Here is a 26,884-nt window from a genome sequence, read left to right on the forward strand (position 1 = left end):
ATACGGCATGCGGACTGCAGGCAGAGAAAACTGGCCGATTTTCTCTGCACAGGAGGGATAATACAAGGCCTGATAAGACGCGTAAGCGTCGCATCAGGCAATCACGTAGATTACTTTCAGCAAAGATGAATCATCTGTATAAGTAAGATACTTCAGCGAGGGTGTTGGTCCGGCTGTAAATCGCCGAATCGTTTCCTGTAGGCCGGGGCAGCCCACATGGATGTGGGCTGAGGGCGCGTTTTACAGGGATGTTACCTCGCGCCCGTACCCGATAGCCGAAAGGAATAAGATGAGGGGACCGCGCTAGCGGCGATTTACCGCCGGGAGCCCGGGTTGCCAGGGTGGTGGCGATTGAGCCACCCTGGCACGTTCACCGGCTTGAGCGTTCCAAAGTAGCGAGGAACATAAAGTGAACGGAACAGCCTCTAATGTCACATACTCTCCCGGTTGAATGAAACGCCTGATGCGACGCTTACGCGTCTTATCAGGCCTACATGCCATCACACCTCGTACTCCATCTCGCCATCCTTATGCAGCGGAATAATCTGCACCTTCTGCACGCGATGGCTTTCCACCTGCAACGTTTTAAGCAAATAATCCCCCACCTGAACTTCTTCGCCAGGTTTTGGAATACGCTGTAAATATTCCATCAACAGCCCGGCAATGGTGTGATATTCACGTTTTTCATCCAGCGGCAGCGGCACATATTGCACCAGATCTTCCAGCGGCATATGACCATTCGCCGTCCAGGAACCGTCGGCATTCTTCTGAATATCATGGCGGGCGTCGATCTCTTCCACTTCGTTCGGTAAGTTACCGGCAATGGTTTCAGTGACGTCACTTAATGTCACAATCCCTTCCACCGAGCCAAACTCATCCACCACAAAAGCAAAGTGTGTGCGGGCATTACGGAACTGCTCCAGGGCAGGTAACAACGGTAAAGTTTCCGGGAACACCAGCGGCTGGCGGATCAACACCCGCAGGTTGAGCGGTTCGCCGCGCAGTGACTGTTGTAACAGGTCGATAACGTGAACAACACCGAGCAAATCTTCTGCATCATCGCCGTCGGTAACGACCAGACGCGTGTGCTGATTTCGCTCCAGCAGCTGGCGGATCTCCTCTTCCGGCGCGTTGAGATCGATATGCTCAATATCGTGGCGCGACGTCATAATGCTGCTGACAGTACGCTGGTTAAGATTAAGTACCCGCTCAATCATCCGCCGTTCCTGCGGATTAAAGATCTGCTGGTTACCATGATCCACCAGCATGGACGCGGTTTCGGCATCCAGTTCCGCATCTTCTTTTTGCCCGCTTAACAAGCGCATTACCGCTTCGGTAGTCCGCTGGCGCAGCGTCTGGTTAGCGGAAAGAAAACGTCGCCGGTTAAAGATAGCCAGCTGATTGAGCGCCTCGATCATCACCGAGAAACCAATGGCAGCGTACAGGTAGCCTTTCGGAATGACGAAGCCGAAACCTTCCGCCACCAGGCTAAAGCCAATCATCAACAGGAAACTTAAGCAGAGTATGACGATGGTCGGGTGGCTATTAACGAACTGGGTTAACGGCTTGCTTGCCATCAGCATCAGGCTGATCGCGATAACCACGGCGGCCATCATGACCAGTAAATGGTCGACCATCCCGACGGCGGTAATCACCGAGTCAAGTGAGAAGATGGCGTCCAGCACCACAATTTGCGTCACCACGCCCCAGAACTTCGCACCTTTGCGTTGTGTGGGGTTATTGCTGTCTTTCCCCTCCAGCCGTTCGTTCAACTCCATCGTGGCTTTGAACAGCAGGAAGAAACCACCAAACAGCATGATTAAGTCGCGGGCACTAAAGGTAAACGAGCGGAAGCTGAACAGCGGTTGAGTCAGGGTGACCAGCCAGGAGATTGACGCCAGCAGTAACAGGCGCATTAACATCGCCAGCAGCAGCCCGGTAACCCGTGCGCGGTCGCGCTGCTTCGGCGGTAGTTTTTCGGCGAGGATGGCAATAAAGACCAGGTTATCAATGCCGAGGACCAGTTCGATCACAATCAGCGTGATTAACCCGGCCCAGATAGACGGATCGGCAATCCATTCCATAGTAAGTACAAAACCTATTCGTTGTATGACAAATGTCACAATTCGATCATGGATAAATCGGGGCAAAAATGCAATGTTGCAGCACTATTTATCTCATATAATTTGAGGGTTATAACCTCACATTATCCCTGAATTAAAAGTGGCAATAATAAAACATTATTTAAGAAATATCGCATATGGAGACACTATATTAATTATTGTCAACCTAAAGAAAGTCCTAAAAAACATATTGATTGACACTTAATATAATTCTTAAAAATAGCCAATTGCCGAATTGTTACCTTGCCTGCTATTCCGTTAGCTGTAACACTTCCTCCTGCATTATTGGAAGCCAATATTCAATTACCATAATGCCACCTTATATCTGGAAAATTAATTCACGGAATAACGCTTTTTCATAATCGACTGCATGATGAAAGAGTTGGAAAATCTAAACTAAATCAGTGTATTGGTAGCTAAAAAGCCAGGGGCGGTAGCGTGTCTGGACGCCTGAAAGACCAGTCTGAATTATTCTGTCAATAGCCTGCGGATGAAATCAATTTTTTTAGGACTGATGCCAGTTAAATTTTTATTCAATTAACTGCAAGGTAAATGTGCATGGCGACATTGCTATTAATAGTGCACAGGATAATTACTCTGCCAAAGTGATAAATAAACAATGATGAAATCCAAAATGAAATTGATGCCATTATTGGTGTCAGTAACCTTGATAAGCGGTTGCACAGTACTTCCGGGCAGCAATATGTCGACGATGGGTAAAGACGTCATCAAACAGCAGGATGCTGATTTCGATCTCGACAAAATGGTGAATGTTTATCCGCTGACCCCGCGCCTGATTGATCAATTACGCCCACGCCCGAACGTCGCGCGCCCCAATATGACGCTGGAAAGCGAGATTGCCAATTATCAATATCGTGTCGGGCCGGGCGACGTTCTTAATGTCACCGTCTGGGATCACCCGGAACTCACCACGCCAGCTGGTCAGTACCGCAGCTCCAGCGACACCGGCAACTGGGTACAGCCTGACGGCACCATGTTCTACCCGTATATCGGCAAGGTTCACGTAGTGGGGAAAACGCTCGCTGAAATCCGCAGTGATATTACCGGGCGCTTAGCGACGTACATCGCTGACCCGCAGGTGGACGTTAATATCGCCGCCTTCCGCTCGCAAAAAGCGTATATCTCAGGTCAGGTGAATAAATCCGGTCAACAGGCGATCACCAACGTACCATTGACCATTCTCGACGCCATTAACGCCGCAGGTGGCCTGACCGACACCGCTGACTGGCGCAACGTGGTGCTAACACACAATGGTCGTGAAGAACGCATTTCTTTGCAGGCGCTGATGCAAAACGGTGACCTCAATCAGAATCGACTGCTTTACCCCGGCGATATCCTCTACGTGCCGCGTAATGATGATCTGAAAGTATTTGTGATGGGTGAAGTGAAGAAACAGAGCACCCTGAAAATGGACTTTAGCGGCATGACCTTGACTGAAGCCCTGGGCAATGCCGAAGGTATCGACATGACCACCTCCAACGCCAGCGGCATCTTTGTCATTCGTCCGCTGAAAGGCGAGGGCGGGCGTAACGGCAAGATCGCCAATATCTACCAACTGGATATGTCCGATGCCACGTCGCTGGTGATGGCGACAGAATTCCGCCTGCAGCCTTATGACGTGGTGTATGTCACCACCGCCCCGGTTTCCCGCTGGAACCGTCTGATCAATCAGTTGCTGCCAACTATTAGCGGTGTCCGTTACATGACGGATACAGCCAGCGACATTCATAACTGGTAATCGTCATGTTTAACAACATCTTAGTTGTCTGTGTCGGCAATATTTGCCGTTCCCCGACGGCGGAACGCTTACTGCAACGTTATCACCCTGAGCTGAAAGTAGAATCCGCTGGTCTCGGCGCACTGGTCGGTAAAGGGGCTGATCCTACTGCCATCAGTGTTGCTGCAGAACATCAACTGTCTCTGGAAGGTCACTGTGCCCGTCAAATCAGCCGCAGCCTGTGTCGCAACTACGACCTGATTTTGACCATGGAAAAGCGCCATATCGAACGCTTATGCGAGATGGCACCTGAGATGCGCGGCAAAGTGATGCTGTTTGGTCACTGGGATAACGAATGTGAAATCCCCGATCCGTATCGCAAAAGCCGGGAAACGTTTGCAGCGGTGTACACATTACTTGAACGGTCTGCCCGCCAGTGGGCGCAGGCATTGAACGCAGAGCAGGTATAACAATGACAGAAAAAGTAAAACAACATGCCGCTCCGGTAACGGGCAGTGATGAAATCGATATTGGTCGCCTGGTCGGCACCGTCATTGAAGCGCGCTGGTGGGTAATTGGCATCACCGCCGTATTCGCCCTCTGTGCCGTGATTTACACCTTCTTCGCTACGCCGATATACAGCGCCGACGCACTGGTACAAATCGAGCAAAGCAGCGGCAATTCGTTAGTGCAGGATATCGGCTCTGCGTTAGCCAACAAGCCGCCAGCATCGGACGCTGAGATCCAGTTGATTCGCTCGCGTCTGGTGCTCGGTAAAACGGTGGACGATCTCGACCTCGATATTGCGGTGAGCAAAAACACGTTCCCGATTTTCGGTGCGGGCTGGGATCGCCTGATGGGACGTCAGAACGAGACCGTAAAAGTGACCACCTTTAACCGACCAAAAGAGATGGTGGATCAGGTGTTTACGCTTAATGTGCTGGACGATAAAAACTACACTTTGAGCAGCGACGGCGGCTTTAGCGCTCGTGGGCAAGCGGGTCAGATGCTGAAAAAAGAAGGCGTCACGCTGATGGTTGAAGCCATTCACGCCAGCCCGGGCAGTGAGTTTACCGTCACTAAATACTCAACGCTGGGGATGATCAATCAACTGCAAAACAGCCTGACGGTAACAGAGAATGGCAAAGACGCTGGCGTACTAAGCCTGACTTATACCGGTGAAGATCGCGAACAGATCCGCGACATTCTTAACAGTATCGCCCGTAACTATCAGGAACAAAATATTGAGCGCAAATCGGCGGAAGCGTCGAAAAGCCTCGCTTTCCTCGCGCAACAGTTACCGGAAGTACGTAGCCGCCTTGATGTTGCCGAAAACAAACTGAATGCCTTCCGTCAGGATAAAGATTCTGTTGATCTGCCGCTGGAAGCGAAAGCGGTGCTTGATTCAATGGTGAACATCGACGCGCAGCTGAACGAACTGACCTTTAAAGAGGCGGAAATCTCCAAGCTGTACACCAAAGTTCACCCGGCGTACCGCACGCTGCTGGAGAAACGTCAGGCGCTGGAAGAAGAGAAGGCCAAACTTAACGGTCGCGTAACGGCGATGCCGAAAACCCAGCAGGAGATTGTGCGTCTGACGCGCGATGTCGAGTCTGGGCAGCAGGTCTATATGCAACTGTTGAATAAAGAGCAGGAGCTGAAAATTACCGAGGCCAGCACCGTCGGCGATGTGCGTATTGTTGACCCGGCAATCACCCAGCCTGGCGTGCTGAAACCGAAGAAAGGGCTGATTATTCTCGGCGCAATCATCCTCGGCCTGATGCTTTCTATCGTGGGTGTGCTGCTGCGCTCGTTGTTCAATCGCGGCATTGAAAGCCCGCAGGTGCTGGAAGAACACGGCATCAGCGTCTATGCCAGCATCCCGCTGTCGGAATGGCAAAAAGCGCGCGATAGCGTCAAAACCATCAAAGGGGTTAAACGCTATAAACAGAGCCAGCTACTGGCGGTGGGGAATCCAACCGATCTGGCGATTGAAGCCATCCGTAGTCTGCGTACCAGTTTGCACTTCGCGATGATGCAGGCGCAGAACAATGTGTTGATGATGACCGGGGTTAGCCCGTCAATCGGTAAAACCTTTGTCTGCGCTAACCTGGCGGCGGTCATTAGCCAGACCAATAAACGGGTGTTGTTGATCGACTGTGATATGCGCAAAGGCTACACCCACGAGCTGTTGGGCACCAATAATGTCAATGGCCTGTCGGAAATTCTGATTGGTCAGGGCGACATTACTACCGCTGCTAAACCCACTTCGATTGCCAAATTTGACCTGATCCCGCGCGGCCAGGTGCCGCCAAATCCTTCTGAACTGTTGATGAGCGAACGCTTTGCGGAACTGGTGAACTGGGCGAGTAAAAACTACGACCTGGTGTTAATTGATACGCCGCCGATTCTGGCAGTGACCGATGCGGCAATTGTTGGTCGTCATGTCGGAACCACATTAATGGTGGCGCGTTATGCGGTCAACACCTTGAAAGAAGTGGAAACCAGTCTGAGCCGCTTTGAGCAAAACGGAATTCCGGTGAAAGGGGTGATTCTGAACTCCATCTTCCGCCGCGCCAGCGCGTATCAGGATTATGGCTATTACGAATACGAATATAAGTCGGACGCGAAATAACGAGATCCGCTGTCGGATGCGATGCTGACGCATCTTATCCGACCTACGTTCACGCCGCATCAGGCAAGCAAACCCGCTCCGTAGGCCGGATAAGGCATTCACGCCGCATCCGGCAACAGAACCTGTAAACCAGCTTATAAACCGGCAGAACATCTCGATACTCCGGGAGAACAACCTATGAAAGACAATCCGCTGATCTCAATCTATATGCCGACCTGGAACCGCCAACAACTGGCGATTCGGGCGATAAAATCGGTCCTGCGCCAGGACTACAGCAACTGGGAGATGATTATCGTGGATGATTGCTCCACCTCCTGGGAACAGTTGCAACAGTACGTCACCGCCCTCAACGATTCGCGCATTACGTACATTCACAACGACATTAACAGCGGGGCGTGCGCGGTACGTAACCAGGCGATTATGCTGGCACAAGGGGAATACATCACCGGGATCGATGACGACGATGAATGGACACCCAACCGCCTGAGCGTCTTCCTCGCCCATAAACAGCAACTGGTCACACACGCCTTTTTGTACGCTAACGACTACGTTTGCCAGGGCGAAGTCTATTCCCAACCGGCAAGCTTGCCGCTGTATCCCAAATCGCCGTATTCACGCCGCCTGTTCTACAAACGCAATATCATTGGTAATCAGGTGTTTAGCTGGGCGTGGCGTTTCAAAGAGTGCTTGTTCGATACCGAACTGAAAGCGGCACAGGATTACGACATCTTCCTGCGAATGGTGGTGGAGTACGGCGAACCGTGGAAAGTGGAAGAGGCGACGCAGATCCTGCATATCAATCACGGCGAAATGCAGATCACCTCGTCACCGAAAAAATTCTCCGGGTACTTCCACTTTTATCGTAAGCACAAAGACAAATTCGACCGCGCCAGCAAAAAATATCAGTTGTTTACCCTCTACCAGATCCGCAATAAACGCATGACCTGGCGCACCTTGTTGACGCTGCTGTCGGTGCGTAACGGCAAACGTCTGGCTGATGGAATTCGGGGGCGCTAAAGATGCTGGAAGATCTGCGCGCCAACAGCTGGAGTTTACGCCCGTGCTGCATGGTTCTTGCCTATCGCGTTGCTCATTTTTGTTCAGTGTGGCGCAAAAAGAACCTCCTCAACAATCTGTGGGCGGCCCCGCTGCTGGTGTTGTATCGCATTATCACCGAATGCTTTTTCGGTTATGAAATCCAGGCCGCCGCGACCATTGGCCGACGCTTTACTATCCATCACGGCTATGCCGTAGTGATCAATAAAAACGTGGTCGCGGGGGATGATTTCACCATTCGCCACGGCGTCACTATCGGCAATCGTGGTGCCGATAACATGGCATGTCCACACATTGGCAACGGCGTCGAGCTTGGTGCCAACGTCATTATTCTCGGCGATATCACGATTGGTAACAACGTTACCGTGGGGGCGGGCAGCGTGGTGCTCGACGCAATCCCGGACAACGCGCTGGTGGTGGGAGAAAAAGCGCGAGTGAAGGTAATTAAATGAATATTCTGCAATTTAATGTGCGACTGGCGGAAGGCGGGGCGGCAGGTGTGGCGTTAGATCTCCACCAGCGCGCGCTGCAACAGGGGCTGGCGTCACATTTTGTCTACGGCTACGGCAAAGGCGGCAAAGAGAGCGTCAGCCATCAGAACTATCCGCAGGTCATCAAACATACGCCGCGGATGACCGCGATGGCGAACATTGCCCTGTTTCGTCTGTTTAATCGCGATCTGTTCGGCAATTTCAATGAGTTATATCGCACCATTACTCGCACACCGGGACCGGTAGTCCTGCATTTTCATGTGCTGCACAGCTACTGGTTGAATCTTAAGAGCGTGGTGCGCTTTTGCGAAAAGGTGAAAAACCACAAACCGGATGTCACTTTGGTCTGGACACTGCACGATCACTGGAGCGTTACCGGACGCTGTGCTTTTACCGACGGTTGCGAAGGCTGGAAAACGGGCTGCCAGAAATGCCCGACCTTAAATAACTATCCGCCGGTGAAGATTGATCGCGCACACCAGCTGGTGGCGGGCAAACGCCAGTTATTCCGCGAGATGCTGGCGCTGGGCTGTCAGTTTATTTCCCCCAGCCAGCATGTGGCTGATGCTTTCAATAGCCTGTACGGTCCAGGGCGTTGCCGGATTATCAATAATGGCATTGATATGGCAACCGAAGCGATTCTGGCGGACCTGCCTCCGGTGCGCGAAACCCAGGGTAAGCCGAAAATCGCGGTGGTGGCGCATGACCTGCGTTACGACGGCAAAACTAACCAGCAACTGGTGCGCGAGATGATGGCGCTGGGTGACAAAATAGAACTGCATACCTTTGGTAAGTTTTCGCCGTTCACCGCTGGTAACGTGGTTAATCACGGCTTTGAAACTGACAAGCGCAAGTTGATGAGCGCGCTCAATCAGATGGATGCGCTGGTATTCAGTTCTCGCGTCGATAACTACCCGCTGATTTTGTGTGAGGCGCTATCGATTGGTGTGCCGGTGATCGCCACCCATAGCGATGCGGCGCGGGAAGTGTTGCAAAAATCCGGCGGTAAAACCGTCAGCGAAGAAGAGGTGCTGCAACTGGTGCAGTTAAGCAAACCGGAAATCGCGCAGGCGATATTTGGTACCACGTTGGCCGGGTTCAGCCAGCGCAGCCGCGCCGCCTACAGTGGACAACAGATGCTGGAGGAGTATGTCAACTTCTATCAGAATCTGTAGCTACCTGCTGCTGCCGCTGATCTACCTGCTGGTTAACGTCAAAATCGCCCAGCTTGGCGAAAGTTTCCCCATCACCATCGTCACTTTTTTACCTGTCTTGTTACTGCTGTTTTTAGAGCGCATCAGCGTTAAAAAATTGATGATTGCCTTAGGGATTGGTGCGGGACTCACGGCGTTTAACTACCTGTTTGGTCAGTCGCTGGATGCCAGTAAATACGTCACTTCAACTATGCTGTTTGTCTATATTGTGATCATTATTGGCATGGTGTGGAGTATTCGTTTTAAAACAATTTCGCCACACAACTATCGCAAGATATTACGTTTCTTTTATCTGGTGGTGGGGCTGGTGGTGGCGCTGGCGGCGGTGGAGATGGCGCAAATTATCCTCACTGGCGGCAGCAGTATTATGGAGTCGATTTCGAAATATCTGATTTACAGCAACAGTTATGTGCTGAATTTCATTAAATTCGGCGGCAAGCGCACGACAGCACTTTATTTCGAACCGGCATTTTTCGCTCTGGCATTAATCTCAATTTGGCTCAGCATCAAACAGTTTGGTATCAAAACGCCTAAAACCGATGCTATGATTCTCGCAGGGATAATATTATCCGGATCGTTTTCAGGGGTTATGACCTTTATCCTGTTTTATTTGTTGGAGTGGGCGTTTCAATATCTGAACAAAGAGGCGATTAAGAAAAAGTTACCGTTAGCATTGATTTCTCTGGCTGTATTCCTGGTTGGTGTGGTAATCGCGTTTCCTTATATTTCCACCCGCTTGGGCGATTTAGGTACGGAAGGATCGTCATCGTATTATCGTATTGTCGGTCCACTGGTGATGGTCGGTTATTCTTTGAGCCATATTGACGGTGTAGTCAGATTTGGCTCACTTTATGAATATGTCGCATCATTCGGAATATTTAACGGTGCGGATGTCGGAAAAACCATAGACAATGGTTTGTATCTGCTGATTATTTATTTTTCCTGGTTCGCAGTGCTTTTATCACTGTGGTACATGGGGAAAGTGATAAAAATGATGATCAACGCTTTTGGTGATAATCGCAATTTTCGTGTGCAGCTCTATCTTTTTACTCCGGTGTCGCTGTTTTTTACCGGTTCGATATTTAGCCCGGAATATGCATTTTTAATCGTCTGTCCATTTATTTTGCGAAAAGCGTTAAATATACACCCTAAATAATTCGAGTTGCAGGAAGTGGGTGACGCAGCGAATCCCCAGGAGCGTACACGAGTACGTGACTGGGGTGAGCGAGGAAAACCAACGCACATGCAGCTTGAAGTATGACGGGTATTACGAGGTAAGAACATGTTGCTTAGCATAATCACCGTTGCGTTTCGTAACCTCGAAGGGATAGTCAAAACACACGCCTCGCTGGCGCATCTGGCGCAGGCTGACGATATCAGCTTCGAATGGATTGTTGTCGATGGCGGTTCCAATGACGGCACCCGTGAGTATCTGGAAAATCTCAATGGTATCTATAACCTACGCTTTGTCAGTGAACCAGATAAGGGCATCTACGACGCCATGAACAAAGGCATTGCGATGGCACAAGGCAAGTTTGCGCTGTTTCTCAACTCGGGCGATATTTTTCATCAGGATGCCGCAAATTTTGTCCGTAGATTAAAAATGCAAAAAGATAACGTGATGATCACCGGCGATGCACTGCTGGATTTTGGCGACGGGCATAAAATTAAACGTCGCGCTAAACCGGGTTGGTATATTTATCACAGCCTGCCCGCCAGCCATCAGGCGATATTTTTTCCGGTATCCGGTTTGAAAAAATGGCGTTATGACCTGGAATATAAAGTTTCTTCCGATTATGCGCTGGCGGCCAAAATGTATAAAGCCGGTTATGCATTTAAAAATCTCAATGGCCTGGTGTCTGAATTTTCTATGGGTGGGGTATCTACCACCAATAATATGGAATTGTGCGCGGACGCCAAAAAAGTCCAACGGCAAATATTACATGTGCCTGGCTTCTGGGCTGAATTATCCTGGCATTTACGCCAGCGCACGACGGGTAAGACTAAAGCCTTATATAACAAAGTCTGAATATAAGGAATACCAATGCAAGATTTAAGCGGTTTCTCGGTGCCGAAAGGGTTCCGGGGCGGCAACGCTATTAAAGTGCAATTGTGGTGGGTAGTACAGGCAACATTATTTGCCTGGTCGCCACAAATATTATATCGCTGGCGGGCATTTTTATTACGTTTATTCGGCGCAAAAATAGGAAAAAACGTAGTTATTCGTCCGTCAGTAAAAATTACCTATCCGTGGAAATTAACCTTAGGTGATTACGCGTGGGTCGGCGATGACGTCAATTTATATACCCTCGGTGAAATAACCATTGGCGCACATTCGGTGATATCGCAAAAAAGTTATTTATGCACCGGGAGTCACGACCATGCAAGTCGACATTTCACCATAAACGCCACGCCTATTGTGATTGGCGAGAAATGCTGGCTGGCAACCGATGTTTTTGTTGCTCCTGGCGTCACGATCGGCGACGGCACCGTCGTGGGTGCGCGAAGCAGTGTTTTTAAATCGCTTCCGGCAAATAGAGTTTGCCGGGGGAATCCCGCAGTGGTGATACGCGAACGCGTTGAAACTGAATAAATTCAAAAAATACAGAGGAATAAGACATGTCAAAAGTCGCTCTCATCACCGGTGTAACCGGACAAGACGGTTCTTACCTGGCAGAGTTTCTGCTGGAAAAAGGTTACGAGGTACATGGTATTAAGCGTCGTGCATCGTCATTCAACACCGAGCGCGTGGATCATATTTATCAGGATCCGCACACCTGCAACCCGAAATTCCATCTGCATTATGGCGACCTGAGTGATACCTCCAACCTGACGCGTATTTTGCGTGAAGTGCAGCCGGATGAAGTGTACAACCTGGGCGCAATGAGCCACGTTGCGGTTTCTTTTGAGTCACCGGAATATACCGCAGACGTTGATGCGATGGGCACACTGCGTCTGCTGGAGGCGATCCGCTTCCTTGGTCTGGAAAAGAAAACCCGTTTCTATCAGGCTTCCACTTCTGAACTGTACGGTCTGGTGCAGGAAATTCCGCAGAAAGAAACCACGCCGTTCTATCCGCGATCTCCATATGCGGTCGCCAAACTTTATGCCTACTGGATCACCGTTAACTACCGCGAATCCTACGGCATGTACGCCTGTAACGGCATTCTCTTCAACCATGAATCCCCGCGCCGTGGCGAAACCTTCGTTACCCGCAAAATCACCCGCGCTATCGCCAATATCGCTCAAGGGCTGGAGTCGTGCCTGTACCTCGGCAATATGGATTCCCTGCGTGACTGGGGCCACGCCAAAGACTACGTAAAAATGCAGTGGATGATGCTGCAACAGGAACAGCCAGAAGATTTCGTTATTGCCACCGGCGTTCAGTACTCCGTGCGTCAGTTCGTGGAAATGGCGGCAGCACAGCTGGGCATCAAACTGCGCTTTGAAGGCACGGGCGTTGAAGAGAAGGGCATTGTGGTTTCCGTCACCGGGCATGACGCGCCGGGCGTTAAACCGGGCGATGTGATTATCGCCGTTGACCCGCGTTACTTCCGTCCTGCTGAAGTAGAAACGCTGCTCGGCGACCCAACCAAAGCGCACGAAAAACTGGGCTGGAAACCGGAAATCACCCTCAGAGAGATGGTATCTGAAATGGTGGCTAATGACCTCGAAGCGGCGAAAAAACACTCTCTGCTGAAATCTCACGGCTACGACGTGGCGATCGCGCTGGAGTCATAAGCATGAGTAAACAACGTATTTTTATCGCTGGCCATCGCGGGATGGTCGGTTCTGCCATCAAGCGACAGCTCGAACAGCGCGGTGATGTGGAACTGGTATTACGCACCCGCGACGAACTGAACCTGCTGGACAGCCGCGCGGTGCATGATTTCTTTGCCAGCGAGCGCATTGACCAGGTCTATCTGGCGGCGGCGAAAGTGGGCGGGATTGTCGCCAACAACACGTATCCGGCGGATTTCATCTACCAGAATATGATGATTGAGAGCAACATCATTCACGCTGCGCATCAGAACGACGTGAACAAACTGCTGTTTCTCGGATCGTCCTGCATCTACCCAAAACTGGCAAAACAGCCGATGGCAGAAGGCGAGCTGTTACAGGGCACGCTGGAGTCGACCAACGAGCCATACGCCATTGCCAAAATCGCCGGGATCAAACTGTGCGAATCTTACAACCGCCAGTATGGACGCGATTACCGCTCTGTCATGCCGACCAACCTGTACGGGCCGCACGACAACTTCCATCCGAATAATTCGCATGTGATCCCCGCATTGCTGCGCCGCTTCCACGAGGCGACGGCACAGAATGCGCCGGACGTGGTGGTGTGGGGCAGCGGTACACCGATGCGCGAATTTCTGCACGTCGATGATATGGCGGCGGCAAGCATTCATGTCATGGAGCTGGCGCACGAAGTCTGGCTGGAAAACACCCAGCCGATGCTGTCGCACATTAACGTCGGCACGGGTGTTGACTGCACTATCCGCGAGCTGGCGCAAACCATCGCTAAAGTGGTGGGTTACAAAGGTCGGGTGGTTTTCGATGCCAGCAAACCGGATGGCACGCCGCGCAAACTGCTGGATGTGACGCGCCTGCATCAGCTTGGCTGGTATCACGAAATTTCACTGGAAGCGGGGCTTGCCAGCACTTACCAGTGGTTCCTTGAGAATCAAGACCGCTTTCGGGGGTAATGATGTTTTTACGTCAGGAAGACTTTGCCACGGTAGTGCGCTCCACACCGCTTGTCTCTCTCGACTTTATTGTCGAGAACAGTCGCGGCGAGTTTCTCCTTGGCAAAAGAACCAACCGCCCGGCGCAGGGTTACTGGTTTGTGCCGGGAGGGCGCGTGCAGAAAGACGAAACGCTGGAAGCCGCATTTGAGCGGCTGACGATGGCGGAACTGGGGCTGCGTCTGCCGATAACAGCAGGCCAGTTTTACGGTGTCTGGCAGCACTTTTATGACGATAACTTCTCCGGCACGGATTTCACCACTCACTATGTGGTGCTCGGTTTTCGCTTCAGAGTCGCGGACGAAGAACTGTTACTGCCGGATGAGCAGCATGACGATTACCGCTGGCTGACGCCGGACGCACTGCTCGCCAGTGACAATGTTCACGCTAACAGCCGCGCCTATTTTCTCGCTGAGAAGCGTGCCGGAGTACCCGGATTATGAAAATACTGGTCTACGGCATTAACTACTCGCCGGAGTTAACCGGCATCGGCAAATACACCGGCGAGATGGTGGAATGGTTGGCAGCACAAGGTCATGAGGTGCGGGTCATTACCGCACCGCCGTACTACCCGCAGTGGCAGGTGGGCGAGAACTATTCCGCATGGTGGTACAAACGAGAAGAGGGGGCCGCCACGGTGTGGCGCTGCCCGCTGTATGTGCCAAAACAGCCGAGCACCCTGAAACGCCTGTTACATCTCGGCAGCTTTGCCGCCAGCAGTTTTTTTCCCCTGATGGCGCAACGTCGCTGGAAGCCGGATCGCATTATCGGCGTAGTGCCAACGCTGTTTTGCACGCCGGGAATGCGCCTGCTGGCGAAACTCTCTGGTGCGCGTACTGTGTTGCATATTCAGGATTACGAAGTAGATGCGATGCTGGGGCTGGGCCTTGCCGGAAAAGGCAAAGGCGGCAAAGTGGCACAGCTGGCGACAGCCTTCGAACGTAGCGGACTGCATAACGTCGATAACGTTTCCACGATTTCGCGCTCGATGATGAATAAAGCCATCGAAAAAGGCGTGGCGGCGGAAAACGTCATCTTCTTCCCCAACTGGTCGGAAATTGCTCGTTTTCAGCATGTCGCAGACGCCGATGTTGCTGCCCTTCGTAACCAACTTGGCCTGCCGGATAACAAAAAAATCATTCTTTACTCCGGCAATATTGGTGAAAAGCAGGGGCTGGAAAACGTTATTGAAGCTGCCGATCGCCTGCGCGATGAACCGCTGATTTTTGCCATTGTCGGGCAGGGCGGCGGCAAAGCGCGGCTGGAAAAAATGGCGCAGCAGCGCGGACTGCGCAATATGCAATTTTTCCCGCTGCAATCTTATGACGCCTTGCCTGCACTGCTGAAGATGGGCGACTGCCATCTGGTGGTGCAAAAACGCGGCGCGGCAGATGCCGTATTGCCGTCGAAACTGACCAATATTCTGGCGGTAGGCGGTAACGCGGTAATTACCGCAGAAGCTCACACAGAACTGGGGCAGCTTTGCGAAACCTTCCCAGGAATTGCGGTTTGCGTAGAACCGGAATCGGTCGAGGCGCTGGTGGCGGGGATTCGTCAGGCGCTCCTGCTGCCCAAACACAACACGGTGGCACGTGAATATGCCGAACGCACGCTCGATAAAGAGAACGTGTTACGTCAATTTATACATGATATTCGGGGATAATTATGTCGCAGTCGAAACTCTATCCAGTTGTGATGGCAGGTGGCTCCGGTAGCCGCTTATGGCCGCTTTCCCGCGTACTTTATCCCAAGCAGTTTTTATGCCTGAAAGGCGATCTTACCATGCTGCAAACCACCATCTGCCGCCTGAACGGCGTGGAGTGCGAAAGCCCGGTGGTGATTTGCAATGAGCAGCACCGCTTTATTGTCGCGGAACAGCTGCGTCAACTGAACAAACTCACCGAGAACATTATTCTCGAACCGGCAGGGCGTAACACTGCACCTGCCATTGCGTTGGCGGCGCTGGCGGCAAAACGTCATAGTCCGGACAGCGATCCGTTAATGTTGGTCCTGGCGGCAGATCATGTGATTGCCGACGAAGACGCGTTCCGCGCCGCCGTGCGTAATGCCATGCCGTATGCCGAAGCGGGCAAGCTGGTGACCTTCGGCATTGTGCCGGATCTACCTGAAACCGGATATGGCTATATTCGTCGCGGTGAAGTGTCTGCGGGCGAGCAGGATACGGTGGCCTTTGAAGTGGCACAGTTTGTCGAAAAACCGAATCTGGAAACCGCCCAGGCCTATGTGGCAAGCGGCGAATATTACTGGAACAGTGGTATGTTCCTGTTCCGCGCCGGACGTTATCTCGAAGAACTGAAAAAATATCGCCCGGATATTCTCGACGCCTGCGAAAAAGCGATGAGTGCCGTCGATCCGGATCTCGATTTTATTCGTGTGGATGAAGAGGCGTTTCTTGCCTGCCCGGAAGAGTCGGTGGATTACGCGGTTATGGAACGTACGGCAGATGCCGTTGTGGTGCCGATGGATGCGGGCTGGAGCGATGTCGGTTCCTGGTCCTCTTTATGGGAGATCAGCGCCCACACCGCGGAAGGCAATGTTTGCCACGGCGATGTGATTAATCACAAAACCGAAAACAGCTACGTGTATGCCGAATCTGGCCTGGTCACCACCGTCGGGGTGAAAGATCTGGTAGTGGTGCAGACCAAAGACGCGGTGCTGATTGCCGACCGTAACGCGGTGCAGGATGTGAAAAAAGTGGTCGAGCAGATCAAAGCCGATGGTCGCCATGAGCATCGGGTGCATCGCGAAGTGTATCGCCCGTGGGGCAAATATGACTCTATCGACGCGGGCGACCGCTACCAGGTGAAACGCATCACCGTGAAACCGGGCGAGGGCTTGTCGGTACAGATGCACCATCACCGCGCGGAACACTGGGTAGTGGTCGCGGGAACGGCAAAAGTCACCATTGACGGTGATATCAAACTGCTTGGTGAAAACGAGTCCATTTATATTCCGCTGGGGGCGAAGCACTGCCTGGAAAACCCGGGGAAAATTCCCCTCGATTTAATTGAAGTGCGCTCCGGCTCTTATCTCGAAGAGGATGATGTGGTGCGCTTCGCGGATCGCTACGGACGGGTGTAAATGTCGCATCAGGCGCTGTTTGTCGGATGCGGCGTGAACGCCTTATCCGACCTACGGTACGGATTTGTAGGCCTGATAAGACGCGACAGCGTCGCATCAGGCGATGGCTGTCGGATGCGGCGTGAACGCCTTATCCGACCTACGGTTCGGGTTTGTAGGCCTGATAAGACGCGACAGCGTCGCATCAGGCAATGAATGCAAAACAGCGATGTAAATAACGACAAAAACAAAATTGGCCGCTTCGGTCAGGGCTAACTATTGCCTGAAAAAGGGTAACGATATGAAAAAATTAACCTGCTTTAAAGCCTACGATATTCGCGGGAAATTAGGCGAAGAACTGAATGAAGATATTGCCTGGCGCATTGGTCGCGCTTATGGCGAATTTCTCAAACCGAAAACCATTGTTTTAGGCGGTGATGTCCGTCTCACCAGCGAAACCTTAAAACTGGCGCTGGCAAAAGGGTTACAGGATGCGGGCGTTGACGTGCTGGATATCGGCATGTCCGGCACCGAAGAGATCTATTTCGCCACGTTCCATCTCGGCGTGGATGGCGGCATCGAAGTTACCGCCAGCCATAACCCGATGGATTACAACGGCATGAAACTGGTGCGCGAAGGGGCTCGCCCGATCAGCGGTGATACTGGACTGCGCGACGTCCAGCGTCTGGCAGAAGCCAACGATTTTCCTCCCGTCGATGAAACCAAACGCGGTCGCTATCAGCAAATCAATCTGCGTGACGCTTACGTTGATCATCTGTTCGGTTATATCAACGTCAAAAACCTTACGCCGCTCAAGCTGGTGATCAACTCCGGGAACGGCGCGGCGGGTCCGGTGGTGGACGCCATCGAAGCCCGCTTTAAAGCCCTCGGCGCACCCGTGGAATTGATCAAAGTGCACAACACGCCGGACGGCAATTTCCCCAACGGTATTCCTAACCCGCTGCTACCGGAATGTCGCGATGACACCCGTAATGCGGTCATCAAACACGGCGCGGATATGGGCATTGCCTTTGATGGCGATTTTGACCGCTGTTTCCTGTTTGACGAAAAAGGGCAGTTTATCGAGGGCTACTACATTGTCGGTTTACTGGCAGAAGCGTTCCTCGAAAAAAATCCCGGCGCGAAGATCATCCACGATCCGCGTCTTTCCTGGAACACCGTTGATGTAGTGACTGCCGCAGGCGGCACCCCGGTGATGTCGAAAACCGGACACGCCTTTATTAAAGAACGTATGCGCAAGGAAGACGCCATCTACGGTGGCGAAATGAGCGCCCACCATTACTTCCGTGATTTCGCTTACTGCGACAGCGGCATGATCCCGTGGCTGCTGGTCGCCGAACTGGTGTGCCTGAAAGAGAAAACGCTGGGCGAACTGGTGCGCGACCGCATGGCGGCGTTCCCGGCAAGCGGTGAGATCAACAGCAAACTGGCGCAACCCGTTGAGGCGATTAACCGCGTCGAACAGCATTTTAGCCGCGAGGCGCTGGCGGTGGATCGCACCGATGGCATCAGCATGACCTTTGCCGACTGGCGCTTTAACCTGCGCTCCTCCAACACCGAACCGGTGGTGCGCCTGAATGTGGAATCGCGCGGTGATGTGCCGCTGATGGAAGCGCGAACGCGAACTCTGCTGACGTTGCTGAACGAGTAATGTCGGATCTTCCCTTACCCCATTGCGGGTAAGGGGCTAATAACAGGAACAACGATGACAAATCTAAAAAAGCGCGAGCGAGCGAAAACCAATGCATCGTTAATCTCTATGGTGCAACGCTTTTCAGATATCACCATCATGTTTGCCGGGCTATGGCTGGTTTGCGAAGTCAGCGGACTGTCATTCCTCTACATGCACCTGTTGGTGGCGCTGATTACGCTGGTGGTGTTCCAGATGTTGGGCGGCATCACCGATTTTTATCGCTCATGGCGAGGTGTTCGGGCAACGACAGAATTTGCCCTGCTGCTGCAAAACTGGACCTTAAGCGTGATTTTTAGCGCCGGACTGGTGGCGTTCAACAATGATTTCGACACGCAACTGAAAATCTGGCTGGCGTGGTATGGGCTGACCAGCATCGGGTTAGTGGCGTGTCGTTCGTGTATTCGCATTGGTGCGGGCTGGTTGCGTAATCATGGCTATAACAAGCGTATGGTTGCCGTGGCGGGGGATTTAGCTGCCGGGCAAATGCTGATGGAGAGCTTCCGTAATCAGCCGTGGTTAGGGTTTGAAGTGGTGGGCGTTTACCACGACCCAAAACCGGGCGGCGTTTCTAACGACTGGGCGGGCAATCTGCAACAGCTGGTCGAGGATGCAAAAGCGGGCAAAATTCACAACGTCTATATCGCGATGCAAATGTGCGACGGCGCACGAGTGAAAAAACTGGTCCATCAACTGGCGGACACCACCTGTTCGGTGCTGCTGATCCCCGACGTCTTTACCTTCAACATTCTCCATTCACGCCTCGAAGAGATGAACGGCGTTCCGGTGGTGCCGCTGTACGACACGCCGCTTTCCGGGGTTAACCGCCTGATAAAACGTGCGGAAGACATTGTGCTGGCAACGCTGATCTTGCTGCTGATCTCCCCGGTGCTGTGCTGTATTGCGCTGGCAGTGAAACTCAGTTCACCAGGGCCGGTTATTTTCCGCCAGACTCGCTACGGCATGGATGGCAAGCCGATCAAAGTGTGGAAGTTCCGTTCCATGAAAGTGATGGAGAACGACAAAGTGGTGACCCAGGCGACGCAGAACGATCCGCGCGTCACCAAAGTGGGGAACTTTCTGCGCCGCACCTCGCTGGATGAATTGCCGCAGTTTATCAATGTGCTGACCGGGGGGATGTCGATTGTGGGGCCACGTCCGCACGCGGTGGCGCATAACGAACAATATCGCCAGCTCATTGAAGGCTACATGCTGCGCCACAAAGTGAAACCGGGCATTACCGGTTGGGCGCAGATTAACGGCTGGCGCGGCGAAACCGACACGCTGGAGAAAATGGAAAAACGCGTCGAGTTCGACCTTGAGTACATCCGCGAATGGAGCGTTTGGTTCGATATCAAAATCGTTTTCCTGACGGTATTCAAAGGCTTCGTTAACAAAGCGGCATATTGATATGAGCTTACGTGAAAAAACCATCAGCGGCGCGAAGTGGTCGGCGATTGCCACAGTAATCATCATCGGCCTCGGGCTGGTGCAGATGACCGTGCTGGCGCGGATTATCGACAACCACCAGTTCGGTTTGCTTACCGTGTCGCTGGTGATTATCGCGCTGGCAGATACACTCTCTGACTTCGGCATCGCTAACTCGATTATTCAGCGAAAAGAAATCAGCCATCTTGAACTCACCACGCTGTACTGGTTGAACGTCGGGCTGGGGATCGTGGTGTGCGTGGCGGTGTTTTTGTTGAGTGATGCCATTGGTGACGTGCTGAATAACCCGGATCTGGCGCCGTTGATTAAAACATTGTCGCTGGCGTTTGTGGTGATCCCCCACGGGCAACAGTTCCGCGCGTTGATGCAAAAGGAGCTGGAGTTCAACAAAATCGGCATGATCGAAACCAGCGCGGTGCTGGCGGGCTTTACTTTTACAGTGGTTAGCGCCCATTTCTGGCCGTTGGCGATGACCACGATCCTCGGTTATCTGGTCAATAGTGCGGTGAGAACGCTGCTGTTTGGCTACTTTGGCCGCAAAATTTATCGCCCCGGTCTGCATTTCTCGCTGGCGTCGGTGGCACCGAACTTACGCTTTGGTGCCTGGCTGACGGCGGACAGCATCATCAACTATCTCAACACCAACCTTTCAACGCTGGTGCTGGCGCGTATTCTCGGCGCGGGCGTGGCAGGGGGCTACAACCTGGCTTACAACGTGGCCGTTGTGCCGCCGATGAAGCTGAACCCCATCATCACCCGCGTGTTATTTCCGGCATTCGCCAAAATTCAGGACGACACCGAAAAGCTACGCGTTAACTTCTACAAGCTGCTGTCGGTGGTGGGGATTATCAATTTTCCGGCGCTGCTGGGGCTGATGGTGGTGTCGAATAACTTTGTACCGCTGGTCTTTGGTGAGAAGTGGAACAGCATTATTCCGGTGCTGCAATTGTTGTGTATTGTGGGGCTACTGCGCTCAGTGGGTAACCCGATTGGCTCGCTGCTGATGGCGAAAGCACGGGTGGATATCAGCTTTAAATTCAATGTATTCAAAACCTTTCTGTTTATTCCGGCGATTGTTATTGGCGGGCAGATGGCGGGCGCAATCGGCGTCACGCTTGGTTTCCTGCTGGTGCAGATTATCAACACCATTCTGAGTTATTTCGTGATGATTAAACCGGTGCTCGGTTCCAGTTATCGCCAGTACATCCTGAGTTTATGGCTGCCGTTTTATCTCTCGCTGCCGACGCTGGTTGTTAGTTATGCGCTGGGCATTGTGCTGAAAGGGCAACTGGTGCTGGGGATGCTGCTGGCGGTGCAAATAGCCGCGGGCGTGCTGGCGTTTGTGGTGATGATTGTGCTGTCGCGCCATCCGCTGGTGGTGGAAGTGAAGCGTCAGTTTTGTCGCAGCAAAAAAATGAAAATGCTTTTACGGGCGGGGTGAACGGTTGTTTTCGGCTCCGGCAACGAACACAACAAACACAGCCTCACCTGGCATCAAATTTATGAGGAAAAAATGAAATTACTGATTCTGGGCAACCACACTTGCGGCAATCGCGGCGACAGCGCCATCTTGCGCGGCTTACTTGATGCCATCAACATCCTCAATCCACACGCCGAAGTGGACGTAATGAGCCGCTATCCGGTCAGTTCTTCCTGGCTGCTCAACCGCCCGGTAATGGGCGATCCGCTGTTCCTGCAAATGAAACAACACAACAGCGCTGCGGGCGTTGTCGGGCGCGTAAAAAAAGTCCTCCGTCGCCGCTACCAGCACCAGGTATTGCTCTCACGCGTCACCGACACCGGCAAGCTGCGTAATATCGCCATTGCCCAGGGATTCACTGACTTTGTGCGCCTGCTGTCAGGTTACGATGCCATTATCCAGGTCGGCGGATCGTTTTTTGTCGATCTCTACGGCGTGCCGCAGTTTGAACATGCGCTTTGCACGTTTATGGCGAAAAAGCCGCTGTTTATGATTGGTCACAGCGTCGGCCCGTTCCAGGATGAGCAATTTAACCAACTGGCAAACTACGTATTCGGGCACTGCGACGCGCTGATCCTGCGCGAATCGGTCAGCCTGGATCTAATGAAACGCAGCAATATCACTACCGCAAAAGTTGAACATGGCGTCGATACCGCGTGGCTGGTCGATCACCACACCGAAGACTTCACCGCCAGCTATGCTGTTCAACACTGGCTGGACGTAGCCGCACAGCAGAAAACGGTGGCAATTACCCTGCGCGAACTGGCACCGTTCGACAAACGTCTCGGCACCACTCAACAAGCGTATGAAAAAGCCTTTGCCGGGGTGGTCAATCGCATTCTCGATGAAGGGTATCAGGTGATTGCGCTCTCCACCTGTACGGGCATCGACAGCTATAACAAAGACGACCGCATGGTGGCGCTCAATCTGCGTCAGCACATCAGCGATCCTGCCCGTTATCACGTGGTGATGGATGAGCTCAACGATCTGGAAATGGGCAAAATCCTCGGTGCCTGTGAACTCACCGTCGGTACGCGCCTGCACTCTGCCATTATCTCGATGAATTTTGCTACTCCGGCAATTGCCATCAACTACGAACACAAATCCGCCGGGATTATGCAGCAGCTTGGGCTACCTGAGATGGCGATTGATATCCGTCATTTATTAGACGGCAGCCTGCAAGCGATGGTTGCGGATACCTTAGGCCAGCTTCCGGAGCTGAATACACGACTTAACGAAGCCGTCAGTCGCGAACGCCAGGCAGGAATGCAGATGGTGCAATCTGTGCTCGAGCGCATCGGGGAGGCGAAATGAAGGTCGGCTTCTTCTTATTGAAATTTCCGCTGTCGTCGGAAACCTTCGTTCTCAACCAAATCACTGCGTTTATTGATATGGGCTTTGAGGTGGAGATTGTCGCGCTGCAAAAAGGCGATACGCAAAACACCCACGCGGCATGGACGAAATACAACCTTGCCGCCAGAACCCGCTGGTTACAGGACGAACCTACGGGCAAAGTGGCGAAACTGCGCCACCGAGCCAGTCAGACCTTACGCGGCATTCATCGTAAAAATACCTGGCAGGCGCTCAACCTCAAACGCTATGGTGCCGAGTCGCGGAACCTGATTTTGTCTGCCATTTGTGGTCAGGTCGCAACCCCGTTTCATGCCGATGTTTTTATCGCTCATTTTGGCCCTGCGGGGGTAACCGCAGCAAAACTACGCGAACTGGGTGTCATTCGCGGCAAAATTGCCACTATCTTCCACGGTATTGATATCTCCAGTCGGGAAGTTCTCAACCACTACACTCCCGAATATCAGCAACTGTTCCGCCGTGGCGACCTGATGCTACCGATCAGCGATCTCTGGGCCGGAAGGCTGCAAAAAATGGGCTGCCCGAGGGAAAAAATCGCCGTATCGCGCATGGGCGTGGACATGACGCGCTTTAGCCCGCGTCCGGTAAAAGCGCCTGCAACGCCGCTGGAAATCATTTCCGTCGCACGCTTAACCGAGAAAAAAGGCTTGCACGTGGCGATCGAAGCCTGCCGTCAGTTGAAAGAGCAGGGCGTGGCATTTCGCTATCGCATCCTCGGCATTGGCCCGTGGGAACGACGCCTGCGCACCCTCATCGAACAATATCAACTGGAAGATGTTGTAGAGATGCCGGGCTTTAAACCAAGCCACGAAGTGAAGGCGATGCTCGACGACGCGGATGTCTTCCTGTTGCCTTCGGTAACGGGTGCTGACGGTGATATGGAAGGTATTCCGGTGGCACTAATGGAAGCGATGGCGGTCGGTATTCCAGTAGTTTCCACTCTGCATAGCGGAATACCGGAACTGGTGGAGGCCGATAAATCCGGCTGGCTGGTGCCTGAGAACGATGCTCGCGCACTGGCACAACGTCTGGCGGCATTTAGCCAACTGGACACTGACGAACTGGCTCCGGTTGTCAAACGTGCGCGCGAAAAAGTCGAACACGATTTTAACCAGCAGGTGATTAACCGAGAACTCGCCAGCTTGTTGCAGGCTTTATAGAGGAGAACGTATGCCATTTAAAAAACTCTCCCGACGCACCTTCCTGACGGCAAGCTCCGCGCTTGCCTTCCTCCATACCCCTTTCGCTCGCGCACTTCCCGCCCGACAAAGCGTTAACATTAACGACTACAACCCACACGACTGGATCGCCTCATTTAAACAAGCCTTCGGCGAAGGGCAAACGGTCGTCGTGCCTGCTGGATTCGTTTGTGACAATATCAACACCGGCATCTTCATTCCTCCTGGCAAAACGTTACACATTCTTGGAAGCCTGCGCGGCAGCGGCAGAGGGCGGTTTGTCTTACAGGACGGCAGCCAGGTGACAGGGGAGGAGGGCGGCAGTATGCATAACATCACCCTGGATGTGCGTGGTTCTGACTGCACCATCAAAGGGCTGGCGATGAGCGGCTTTGGTCCGGTAACGCAGATTTATATCGGCGGCAAAAACAAACGGGTCATGCGCAACCTGACCATCGATAACCTCACTGTCAGCCACGCTAATTACGCCATCTTACGCCAGGGATTTCATAACCAGATAATCGGTGCCAACATCACCAACTGTAAATTTAGTGATTTACAGGGCGACGCCATTGAATGGAACGTGGCGATTAACGACCGTGATATTTTGATCTCCGACCATGTCATCGAGCGCATCAACTGTACTAATGGCAAAATCAACTGGGGCATTGGCATAGGCCTTGCGGGGAGTACTTACGATAACAACTACCCGGAAGACCAGGCAGTGAAAAACTTTGTCGTGGCAAATATCACGGGATCGGATTGTCGGCAGTTGATCCATGTTGAAAATGGTAAGCATTTTGTTATTCGTAATATCAAAGCCCGCAATATCACGCCGGATTTCAGTAAGAAAGCGGGTATTGATAACGCCACAGTCGCTATTTACGGTTGTGACAATTTCGTGATTGATAATATTGAAATGATTAATAGCGCCGGGATGTTAATCGGCTATGGGGTAATTAAAGGCAAATATCTCTCGATACCGCAAAATTTCCGAGTGAATAATATTCAACTGGATAATACCCATCTTGCTTACAAATTGCGCGGTATCCAAATCTCCGCCGGGAATGCTGTCTCCTTTGTGGCACTGACTAACATTGAGATGAAGCGTGCGTCGCTGGAGTTACACAACAAACCGCAACATCTTTTTATGCGCAATATCAATGTGATGCAGGAATCCTCAGTTGGACCCGCATTGAGCATGAACTTCGACATGCGCAAAGACGTTCGCGGCATGTTTATGGCGAAAAAAGAAACACTGCTGTCTCTTGCAAATGTTCATGCGGTGAATGAAAAAGGACAAAGCTCCGTCGATATCGACAGGGTTAATCACCATATTGTTAATGTGGAAAAGATTAACTTTAGATTGCCGGAATGGAGGGAGTAGATTTGCGACCATTCATAAACTTACTGGATATAATGTTCTAAAAGATTATAATCCTCACACTAACTGTTAAAGCTGGGGCTGGGCAGTATTGACTACTCAGGGAAGGTACTCATCTTTATCTTGTGTTTCTTACGTAACAACCAGACTAAGTGATTTATGAACGATAATGTTTTGCTCATAGGAGCTTCCGGATTCGTAGGAACCCGACTACTTGAAACGGCAATTGCTGACTTTAATATCAAGAACCTGGACAAACAGCAGAGCCACTTTTACCCAGAAATCACACAGATTGGCGATGTTCGCGATCAACAGGCACTCGACCAGGCGTTAGCTGGTTTTGACACTGTTGTACTGCTGGCAGCAGAACACCGTGATGATGTTAGCCCTACCTCTCTCTATTATGACGTTAACGTTCAGGGTACCCGCAATGTGCTGGCGGCCATGGAAAAAAATGGCGTTAAAAATATCATCTTTACCAGTTCCGTTGCTGTTTATGGTTTGAACAAACACAACCCTGACGAAAACCATCCACACGATCCTTTCAACCACTACGGCAAAAGTAAGTGGCAGGCAGAGGAAGTACTGCGTGAATGGTATAACAAAGCGCCAACAGAACGTTCTTTAACCATCATCCGTCCAACCGTTATCTTCGGTGAACGCAACCGTGGTAACGTCTACAACTTGCTGAAACAGATCGCTGGCGGCAAGTTTATGATGGTGGGCGCAGGAACTAACTATAAATCCATGGCTTATATTGGAAACATTGTTGAGTTTATCAAGTACAAACTGAAGAATGTTGCCGCAGGTTATGAGGTTTATAACTACGTTGATAAACCAGACCTGAACATGAACCAGTTGGTTGCTGAAGTTGAACAAAGTCTGAACAAAAAGATCCCTTCTATGCACTTGCCTTACCCACTAGGAATGCTGGGTGGTTATTGCTTTGATATTTTGAGCAAAATTACGGGCAAAAAATACGCTGTCAGTTCTGTGCGCGTGAAAAAATTCTGCGCAACAACACAGTTTGACGCAACGAAAGTGCATTCTTCAGGTTTTGTGGCACCGTATACGCTGTCGCAAGGTCTGGATCGAACTCTGCAGTATGAATTCGTCCATGCCAAAAAAGACGACATAACGTTTGTTTCTGAGTAATGCAGACGAGTCAGAGAAAAAAGGACCAGGTTGGACTACGATTATTCGGAAAGAGGTACTGATTAAATTA

Annotated in this window: 22 protein-coding genes; 21 read left to right on the forward strand and 1 reads right to left on the reverse strand. The window is 51.8% G+C overall.

Annotation, left to right across the window (positions count from 1 at the left end; translation table 11 throughout):
- Positions 1-500 precede the first annotated feature (500 nt).
- Positions 501-2,084: a TerC family protein gene (locus FQ015_RS01960; RefSeq protein WP_001366304.1), complete on the reverse strand. Its 1,584-nt coding sequence runs from the start codon at positions 2,082-2,084 to the stop codon at positions 501-503.
- Positions 2,085-2,742: 658 nt separating this feature from the next.
- On the opposite strand from FQ015_RS01960, the gene wza reads away from it, so the two are divergent.
- The 21 genes from wza (at position 2,743) to FQ015_RS02065 (ending at position 26,814) form a co-directional block, all read left to right on the forward strand.
- Positions 2,743-3,882 (forward strand): polysaccharide export protein Wza, encoded by a 1,140-nt coding sequence (wza, locus tag FQ015_RS01965; protein ID WP_000978094.1) that lies wholly within the window; start codon positions 2,743-2,745, stop codon positions 3,880-3,882.
- Between the two features lie 5 nt (positions 3,883-3,887).
- Positions 3,888-4,331: a low molecular weight protein-tyrosine-phosphatase Wzb gene (gene wzb, locus FQ015_RS01970; RefSeq protein WP_000482918.1), complete on the forward strand. Its 444-nt coding sequence runs from the start codon at positions 3,888-3,890 to the stop codon at positions 4,329-4,331.
- A 2-nt stretch (positions 4,332-4,333) separates the two neighbouring features.
- Complete coding sequence (gene wzc / locus FQ015_RS01975) at positions 4,334-6,496, forward strand: tyrosine-protein kinase Wzc (protein WP_039020586.1); 2,163 nt, start codon at positions 4,334-4,336, stop codon at positions 6,494-6,496.
- Between the two features lie 177 nt (positions 6,497-6,673).
- Positions 6,674-7,513, forward strand: coding sequence for a colanic acid biosynthesis glycosyltransferase WcaA (gene wcaA, locus FQ015_RS01980; protein WP_000654512.1), 840 nt, complete (start codon positions 6,674-6,676; stop codon positions 7,511-7,513).
- Positions 7,514-7,515: 2 nt separating this feature from the next.
- Positions 7,516-8,004: a colanic acid biosynthesis acetyltransferase WcaB gene (gene wcaB, locus FQ015_RS01985; RefSeq protein ID WP_039020587.1), complete on the forward strand. Its 489-nt coding sequence runs from the start codon at positions 7,516-7,518 to the stop codon at positions 8,002-8,004.
- A complete protein-coding gene (wcaC, locus tag FQ015_RS01990) occupies positions 8,001-9,218 on the forward strand; it encodes a colanic acid biosynthesis glycosyltransferase WcaC (RefSeq protein ID WP_001023914.1) in 1,218 nt (405 codons plus the stop codon). Before wcaB ends, wcaC begins: the two co-directional genes overlap by 4 nt.
- Entirely contained in the window at positions 9,193-10,413 is a 1,221-nt protein-coding gene (wcaD, locus tag FQ015_RS01995; RefSeq protein ID WP_032303322.1) for a colanic acid polymerase WcaD, read from the forward strand. The genes wcaC and wcaD overlap by 26 nt, the downstream gene beginning before the upstream one ends.
- Positions 10,414-10,539: 126 nt before the next feature.
- Positions 10,540-11,286: a colanic acid biosynthesis glycosyltransferase WcaE gene (gene wcaE / locus FQ015_RS02000; RefSeq protein ID WP_039020588.1), complete on the forward strand. Its 747-nt coding sequence runs from the start codon at positions 10,540-10,542 to the stop codon at positions 11,284-11,286.
- 15 nt (positions 11,287-11,301) lie between these two features.
- Positions 11,302-11,850, forward strand: coding sequence for a colanic acid biosynthesis acetyltransferase WcaF (gene wcaF, locus FQ015_RS02005; RefSeq protein ID WP_160523637.1), 549 nt, complete (start codon positions 11,302-11,304; stop codon positions 11,848-11,850).
- A 26-nt stretch (positions 11,851-11,876) separates the two neighbouring features.
- Positions 11,877-12,998 (forward strand): GDP-mannose 4,6-dehydratase, encoded by a 1,122-nt coding sequence (gene gmd / locus FQ015_RS02010; protein ID WP_000048190.1) that lies wholly within the window; start codon positions 11,877-11,879, stop codon positions 12,996-12,998.
- A gap of 2 nt (positions 12,999-13,000) precedes the next feature.
- On the forward strand, positions 13,001-13,966 hold the full coding sequence (gene fcl, locus FQ015_RS02015) for a GDP-L-fucose synthase (protein WP_160523638.1): 966 nt from the start codon (positions 13,001-13,003) through the stop codon (positions 13,964-13,966).
- A gap of 2 nt (positions 13,967-13,968) precedes the next feature.
- Positions 13,969-14,448 carry a GDP-mannose mannosyl hydrolase gene (gene gmm, locus FQ015_RS02020; RefSeq protein WP_160523776.1) on the forward strand — a complete coding sequence of 160 codons (480 nt, stop codon included), beginning with the start codon at positions 13,969-13,971 and terminating at the stop codon, positions 14,446-14,448.
- A complete protein-coding gene (gene wcaI / locus FQ015_RS02025; RefSeq protein ID WP_160523639.1) occupies positions 14,445-15,668 on the forward strand; it encodes a colanic acid biosynthesis fucosyltransferase WcaI in 1,224 nt (407 codons plus the stop codon). The genes gmm and wcaI overlap by 4 nt, the downstream gene beginning before the upstream one ends.
- Positions 15,669-15,670: 2 nt before the next feature.
- Positions 15,671-17,107, forward strand: coding sequence for a mannose-1-phosphate guanyltransferase (cpsB, locus tag FQ015_RS02030; protein WP_000083413.1), 1,437 nt, complete (start codon positions 15,671-15,673; stop codon positions 17,105-17,107).
- Positions 17,108-17,387: 280 nt separating this feature from the next.
- Complete coding sequence (gene cpsG, locus FQ015_RS02035) at positions 17,388-18,758, forward strand: colanic acid biosynthesis phosphomannomutase CpsG (RefSeq protein WP_001355594.1); 1,371 nt, start codon at positions 17,388-17,390, stop codon at positions 18,756-18,758.
- A 54-nt stretch (positions 18,759-18,812) separates the two neighbouring features.
- Positions 18,813-20,207 (forward strand): undecaprenyl-phosphate glucose phosphotransferase, encoded by a 1,395-nt coding sequence (gene wcaJ, locus FQ015_RS02040; RefSeq protein ID WP_000183149.1) that lies wholly within the window; start codon positions 18,813-18,815, stop codon positions 20,205-20,207.
- Position 20,208: 1 nt separating this feature from the next.
- Positions 20,209-21,687: a colanic acid undecaprenyl disphosphate flippase WzxC gene (wzxC, locus tag FQ015_RS02045; protein WP_160523640.1), complete on the forward strand. Its 1,479-nt coding sequence runs from the start codon at positions 20,209-20,211 to the stop codon at positions 21,685-21,687.
- Between the two features lie 72 nt (positions 21,688-21,759).
- The gene (wcaK, locus tag FQ015_RS02050) at positions 21,760-23,040 is read left to right on the forward strand and encodes a colanic acid biosynthesis pyruvyl transferase WcaK (protein ID WP_160523641.1); all 1,281 of its coding nucleotides are present in this window, start codon (positions 21,760-21,762) and stop codon (positions 23,038-23,040) included.
- On the forward strand, positions 23,037-24,257 hold the full coding sequence (wcaL, locus tag FQ015_RS02055) for a colanic acid biosynthesis glycosyltransferase WcaL (protein WP_000862656.1): 1,221 nt from the start codon (positions 23,037-23,039) through the stop codon (positions 24,255-24,257). Before wcaK ends, wcaL begins: the two co-directional genes overlap by 4 nt.
- A gap of 10 nt (positions 24,258-24,267) precedes the next feature.
- Positions 24,268-25,662, forward strand: coding sequence for a colanic acid biosynthesis protein WcaM (gene wcaM / locus FQ015_RS02060; RefSeq protein ID WP_160523642.1), 1,395 nt, complete (start codon positions 24,268-24,270; stop codon positions 25,660-25,662).
- Between the two features lie 156 nt (positions 25,663-25,818).
- A complete protein-coding gene (locus FQ015_RS02065; protein WP_096218793.1) occupies positions 25,819-26,814 on the forward strand; it encodes an N-acetyl-alpha-D-glucosaminyl-diphospho-ditrans,octacis-undecaprenol 4-epimerase in 996 nt (331 codons plus the stop codon).
- Positions 26,815-26,884: the final 70 nt, after the last annotated feature.

This window comes from Escherichia sp. HH26CH, from assembly GCF_009820205.1.
Taxonomy (GTDB): Bacteria; Pseudomonadota; Gammaproteobacteria; order Enterobacterales; family Enterobacteriaceae; genus Escherichia; species Escherichia coli_F.